The organism is Sphingobium agrisoli, from assembly GCF_041877245.1.
In the GTDB taxonomy this organism is placed as follows: domain Bacteria; phylum Pseudomonadota; class Alphaproteobacteria; order Sphingomonadales; family Sphingomonadaceae; genus Sphingobium.
In genome coordinates this window covers 3137-9098 of sequence record NZ_JBHDJI010000023.1, presented here as the reverse complement: position 1 = coordinate 9098, position 5962 = coordinate 3137, and the positions used below count along the sequence as shown (strand labels likewise).

The following is a 5962-nucleotide window of genomic DNA, read 5'->3' as shown; positions in this document are numbered from 1 at the left end:
AAAACACCGACTTAAAAGCTCGTCCAGCGGCAGCCGGGCGCGGCCCCGCATGGCGCATTCCCAGACCACGAGGCTTCGCCAGCCACCGGCGTTCAGCGCAGCAATTGCCTCAGCGTCACGGCTTCGGTTCCGCGCAATCTTTGCTTCCCAGAAGTCGGTCCGGCTGGCTGGAAGCTTGAACAGAGGGCAGTCATGTCCGTGCCAGAAACAACCGTGGACGAACAGCAGCGCTCGTTGACCTGCAAAAACGAGATCAGGGGTTCCCGGCAGCCGCCGGTCGTGGAGCCGGTATCTCAATCCAAGTGCGTGCAGGCCCCGCCGCACGATCATCTCGGGCTTGGTATCGGTTGCGCGTATGCGCGACATGCATAAACGACGTTGCTCAGCTGTCAGGGGATCAGGCCGCCAGGCACGCGCAGGCGCCTTCGGGTTCACGCCTCGTCCTCGGCCTCGGACACTGCTGTGATCGTCATCGGCTCTGACCAGCTGAACTGACCCTCGTCGACCAGGAAACTCTGCGGCCGCACGCCCGCAGGCAGCGCCTCTAGCATTTTGAGCAGCGACGCCGCCCAGTCACCAATATCGGTTGCGATCCTCAGTGATGCAGTCGCTCCATCCCAGCACGACAAGCGGAAGATATCGTAGCGCTCGCCCTGCGCGGCGGACATCAACTCGGCGATCGAGATGTGAAATGGGCGCGAGCCGGTGGCGGAGGTGGTCTTTACTTCAATGCGAACGGAGGTCCCATCTGCGAGAACTGCTGCGAAATCGAAGGGGCTGATCGCGTCCTGATCGGCAACCCAGCGCCACTCGCGGACATGACCGTCACGTTCCTGCTCGTCCAGCCAGCTCGCTATAAGTGCCTCACCCTCGAGGCCGGTCTCGCCGGCCCGCGCCAGTGCCTTGGCAAGCTCGTCGCGGCTCACCTTGCGTCGCGACGAGATGCGAGCCGCCGCTGCCGGATCTCCTTCGGCGGCATCTTCGAGGTCAGCGAGCTCTGCTTCGTCCCAGACGAGCAGACGCGCCGGATGCTCGGGCGGAGCATCGGCAAGCGCTTCAAGCAGAGCCTCAGAGGTCACCGAGCGCATGCTGACCCCGGCAAGGGGCGCGAGCTGAGCATGAAGATCGGCGTCGGCTGGCGCCGACGCCGACACCACGACCAGCGTTACTGCCTGGGGAGCTGCCGCTCCGTCAAAGCGCAGCAAAGCCAAATCACCTGGCGCAAGATCATTGAACCGCGCCGGCGAGATGTCCGGATTGTGCACGAACTCACCGTTGAGACGCCAGTTCTTGGCCTCCTTTGCAATGCTGCGCGACAGACGCATCTCTCCGGCAGCATCCGGTCCCCAGATCGACAGCCGAACGGGAATCACCGCCTTATGCTGCAGTTCGCCCAGTGCGGGGTAGAAGGTGTCGACCAAGACCGAGCGGTTCAGATTAAGTGACTTCTGGTTACCAGCGTTCACCTGCCGGAATTGTGGTTCGAAGAAGGTCAGGTCTGATCGCTTGAGCAGTTTGACAGCGAGCTTCATTCTGCGGATCCCGTTGCGTTCGCGTCTGCGATCATCGCATCGAGCGCAGCTTCCACCTCTGCCATAGGCATGCCGGGCTGGAGAGTCACGGCACCGAAACGGAAGCGCCGGCGATAGTCAGGATGAAACAGCCGGCCGGGAAGCTTAGTCTGGCGCCATTCGGGGGTCAGAAAGGGGGCATCCGGCGCGAGCAGATAGGCGGCGGTGACCGCTCCTTCGATCTCCGCGCCGTCGCTTCGGACGATGGCATCCCGGTACATATGCGCGCTGCTCAGGGCCTCATTCAGGCCGCCACCGATCCGATATTTGGCATCGACGACAATCAAACGGAGCGCACCGGACTCGGCCCCATCCGACCTCTGCTCGATAACGATGTCAGGCTGCATGTCTCGGCTGAAGCTGCCGATACCGCAAGTTTCACGCCAGAACTCACGGTAACGGCGCTGGAAGCACAGAGTCAGACCGCTCCCGGCAATCGGCACGCTGATAGCGTTGGCAGCAATGGTCAGCCCCGACGCGTCCGCCAGAAAGAGCGTCCCCAGATCGGCTTTGCCGTTTTCGCTTCGCGCGACGGCAGCGCGAAGCAGGCGAAGAAAACACCACAACTCGTACAGATCAAAGGTTCGGGCGAGCGGCATCTCGAGAAAATCGCCGAACACATTGGCAATGCCGAGCGACATGTCACGATACAGGCGCTGAAACTGCCGATAGCGCGGATCACCCCGCCAAATTGCCGAGGCAGTCACCCGTGGAGGTGCCTCTCCGACGCCATCGAACAGCGGCAGCGCAAGGAGCCTGTCGATGGAACGCGCAAGGCGACGAAGGCGACGCGGCCACCCGCGTGACACAGTATCGGGGTCACCGCCGGCTGAACCCAGCGCAACCGCGGCCCCGGTCAGCCACCCCGACCACAGGCGAAGGCAAGCCTTCATCTCCCGATGTTCACGCCGATCGAGGCTGGAGCGCCGCACCCGTTTGATCACCCGATTGGGCAGTCGCCCCGAGAGCCCCGGATGAAGCGGCGTCGCCGGGTGCGCGGGGACTATCCGGCCAGAGCGAAAAGACTTCAGGATCTCAGCACCGGTGGCGCCTGACGCCTGGTGCAGCGCAACTACGCGCTCTTCAGCCCGGAGTTCGCGGCGCGGTGCTGCATCGATGGCTTCGACGATGCGCACGATCTCGCCAATGCGGCTGCGCAGAAACTGCAGACGCGCTATAGGCGGCGGGCGGCGCCCATCACCCCGCGCCACGCTTTTGTGAAACGCCGACAGGGAGAACAGCGCAAAGCTGTCCTCCAGGATTTCACGAACCATCGTATCGAATGCGTCACGCGTCAGCTTGTGCTCGGCAGGATCAAGCAGCACGTCGAATTGTGCCCGACTGCCCCCTATACGCAAGCGGCATTCCACGGATCCGGCGTGAAATCCGGGGCTCCACCGCCAGCGGGCGACTGAGGCGTCGCGCGTCCGCAATGCTTCTAGTGGGACGTCATCGACGAACAGATCGGCATCGTCGGCGCCGGGGGTGTCGACGAGCTCGAAGAGGCAGTCGGTCGCTTCCACGAGACCGCCAGGCGGTATTGGCTCAGGATCCGGCCAGATGCGCCAGCTGTTTCCTGGGCCGGCCACGTTGCGGACGCGAAGCGAACTCATCGCGTGTTCTGGAAAGCGCCGAGCTCCTCAAGTTCGGCAATCAGCCTCGTCAGCAGAAGTTGGGCCTGGGGAGCAGCTGCAAGCGCGGTTCTGAGACCAGCGAGCATGTTTCGCTGAGCGTCGCCACCGCGAAGCCGGACAAGCGCCTTCTGGACCAGAAGATCGTCGATCACGGCATCCGAATCCGAGCCGAGCTCTCCCGTCGCGAAGGCGTGGTAGCGAACGAATTCCTCTGCCAGCCGATATCCAAAGCCGAGACCATTGGGGGCGAGGAGTGCATTCACCGGCTCAAGGATGGCAGAGCAGGCTTTGATGGACGGCGACAGCACCGGCTCTCGTGTGCCAAGCGCAGCGAAAAAGCGGCCAAGATCAGTGAAGGACATGTCAATCACGACAGCGCGATCGAGCACCTTGTCGCTGAGCGGGCTGGTCGTCTCGTCGATGTTGATTGTGCCGATCAAGAAGAGGTTTGCAGGAAACGCGATCTGCGGCGGAATCTCGCCGCCCGTGCTGCCCTCAAGCGGAACACTATTGGAATGGAGGGTGATAGGATGCCGGCTCTCGATGCTGCTGAGAACGTCAGCGAGGTAATATTCGACCCGCGCAAGATTCATTTCATCAAGCACGACGAAGACCGGCGCATCGGGGAAGGTGGTCGCCAGCAGCATCGCCTCAAGAAAAGGGGGCACCACATAGCGGTTCTGCAGAACATCGAAATAGCCGGTCAAACCCGTGGGATCCGTCCATTCGGGCCGCACGGGGCAGATGAACAGCAGCGGGTCCGGGCCGTCTGGCGCGGCGATGCCATGCACGGCGCGGGCATAGTGACGCGCAAGCAGCGTCTTCCCCGTACCAGATACGCCGGGAAGGATCACAAAGTGCTTGTCGGGCAGGTGATTGAGACCCGCGTGAAAACGGTCGATCAGCGCGTCCGGATAAACACCGCCCAGTTTCTCAATCCCGGCCCGGATTTCGGCGATCGGGATCGTGCGTGGCATACGGCGCATAGCCTCGCTTACTGCCGAGGCATCTTCCCAAACACGGATTTCATGAACCTTTTCGCGGCCGGTGAAACGCGCGAGATAGCCAATAAACTCACGCGCGAGCATGCTGCGCTGCACCGATGCGGCCGGCGGCCATAGGGCGACGTTGATGCGGTCGACCGGGATCGGCGTGCCGAGCGCCGAACGGTCTTCGGGCAGCGTGTCCCAGAAACCCTGATTGCGAAGATAGAAATTCCCGTCGTCGGCCAACACGACCACAGTGTTGTTGTTGCGCGCGGCATAGGAAAGCCCGGGCTCGTCGCTCACGGGCTCCTCGGCAGTCTCAGGCTGCGCGGTCGCAGCGCCAGCACCCTTCTGCTTCATCTCAGCAAGCCGTCCCGCCATGATAGCACTGCCGGAACGGACATACGCGGTGAAATACACCTCGTCGGCCGGAGGGAATATCATCGTGCAGGCAAAAGCGAAGCCGTCGACGTCAGGCGCGACATTGTCTAGATTAACGACTCCTAGCTGCAATCCGCCGGGAATGACCTTCGCGCTGTTCGAGACCCCGAACAGCTTATGGAATTTGGTCTTCGGCGTGACGAGCGGATCGGCTCGCGAGGCCGCTTCAAACTGCCGCCGCCGCTCTGATAAGCTCATCAAATTTTTCCCTCACCGCTCCCCTGAGGGTCGCCTGGATTTTTTCTGCAACTGCGCGTGCCAGCAGCGGCGGCACGGCGTTTCCGATCTGTTTGAAAGCCGGGTTCATTGTGCCAGAAAATTTAAAGCCGTCCGGGAAGGACTGCAGGCGCGCTGCTTCGCGGACCGAAATGGTGCGAGCCTGGGCGCTGTCATAATGGATATGGCTATACCCGTCCTTGCCAAGATGCGCCATCAGCGTGCGCGCTGGCAGATCGGGCTCCATTTTCCGCCATTTATTCGGAAACTTGCCGACATCGTAGGGCGGCACGATCGAGGCCCGAAGCGTCTCCCATTCTTTGCTACCGGTGCGTATGGCGCGCCCTGTGCTGGCACGGAGTTCCACCAGAGTTTGTTCGAACATTTTTACCGCATGAGCGTGCGCCTCGGGGTACTGATCGCCGGCATTCATGCGTGCGAACAGTTTCCAGTCGCGAGGCAGGTATCGGATCACGTGGTCCGAAATGCCCTTCGGTGACTCAAACCCTGGCCACTCGCGCATCAGCTTCGCATAGCCCTTGGGCCGAGCCGCCGGATAGAGCAGAAGCTCGTCGAACCGGCGTGCGCCACGTTTCAGCCGACCTTCAAGATGGTCAGTCAGCAACGGCAAATCCTTCAGCGCCTCAGCCGCGCTCACAGCAGGCGGCAGTGCAGGATCGGCTTCGGGCGGCGAATGATAGCTGTGCGCCCTGTCCTCGAGATGTGAGCGGCTAAGCAATTTCAAGGCCACCTGCCGGCTGCCGGCATAACCGGGAGGCAGCTTCATGAAGTGTGTGGCAGCAGGGAAAGCAACTTCCACGCCTAATTCTTTACGATACGCGATCAGGATCATGCGCTCGCGCATTTGAGGGACGCCATAAAAGGATGCGTTGAGAAGCGTGTAGCCAGCGACATAACCTTTGTCGCGCAGCACTTCGCAGGTTTCTTCCGCTATATTCTGGCCGCCATGATTGAGGGCGTCGGGCACATTCTCCATCAGCAGGGCTAGCGGACGGAAGGCATCCACATAATGAAGATATTCCAGATAGAGCCGTGCGCGCGGATCGTGCTTGAATGCTTCAGGGTGGGCGTCAATCTCCCGCAATTTTGACCG

The 5962-nt window shown here is 61.7% G+C and carries 5 protein-coding genes; all 5 read right to left on the bottom strand.

Going from position 1 to position 5962, the window contains the following annotated elements; all coding sequences use genetic code 11:
* Nucleotides 1-435: very short patch repair endonuclease (locus tag ACETPF_RS20610; RefSeq protein ID WP_373936491.1), on the bottom strand; the 435-nt coding region annotated here is incomplete at its 3' end.
* The gene (locus ACETPF_RS20605) at nt 432-1532 is read right to left on the bottom strand and encodes a protein NO VEIN domain-containing protein (protein WP_373936490.1); all 1101 of its coding nucleotides are present in this window, start codon (nt 1530-1532) and stop codon (nt 432-434) included. The genes ACETPF_RS20605 and ACETPF_RS20610, both read right to left, overlap by 4 nt.
* Nucleotides 1529-3094, bottom strand: coding sequence for a DUF2357 domain-containing protein (locus tag ACETPF_RS20600; RefSeq protein ID WP_373936489.1), 1566 nt, complete (start codon nt 3092-3094; stop codon nt 1529-1531). Before ACETPF_RS20600 ends, ACETPF_RS20605 begins: the two co-directional genes overlap by 4 nt.
* An 86-nt stretch (nt 3095-3180) precedes the next feature.
* Nucleotides 3181-4830 carry an McrB family protein gene (locus tag ACETPF_RS20595; RefSeq protein WP_373936488.1) on the bottom strand — a complete coding sequence of 550 codons (1650 nt, stop codon included), beginning with the start codon at nt 4828-4830 and terminating at the stop codon, nt 3181-3183.
* Nucleotides 4799-5962, bottom strand: a 1164-nt coding sequence (locus ACETPF_RS20590; protein WP_373936487.1) for a DNA cytosine methyltransferase, incomplete at its 5' end; no start/stop codon positions are given. The genes ACETPF_RS20590 and ACETPF_RS20595, both read right to left, overlap by 32 nt.